Origin of the sequence: Zoogloea oryzae (assembly GCF_030161255.1) — a bacterium.
Classification (GTDB): Bacteria; Pseudomonadota; Gammaproteobacteria; order Burkholderiales; family Rhodocyclaceae; genus Zoogloea; species Zoogloea oryzae.
On sequence record NZ_BSPX01000246.1, the window covers coordinates 379 to 805 of the forward strand.

Sequence of the window (427 nt, forward strand, 5' to 3'; positions counted from 1 at the left end):
TTGCTTCAACCGATATGTAATCATTTCAACTTCTTAGTCTCCTGATTTTATCTGAAGATAGCAAGGAAAAAAGTTACGAAGCTCGTCTTTGTGATGATAATGCCAAAATATCAAGTCAGCTCATTTGTATTTATTTCTTATGATCATTACAGGCCTCTTGACTCTTCTTTTCCCTATTTTGCTTTTTTTTGTTGTGCAATGCGGATTGAATTTTTAGTGATAGGGATTCTCTTGTTGAGAGCCTATGAGTTGATTTAAACCGCAGATTCATACTAAAACCACGATGATTTAATAAAGCCCCGAAGCTAAACCCAAAGATTCTTTGAGTAAGAATCCTTGATCATCACTTATTCAATGATCGGAGAATGGTCAAAATAAGCGTAACCAGGCTTTTGACACATTTTTGAAAAAAAAAAAGGGGGGGGGG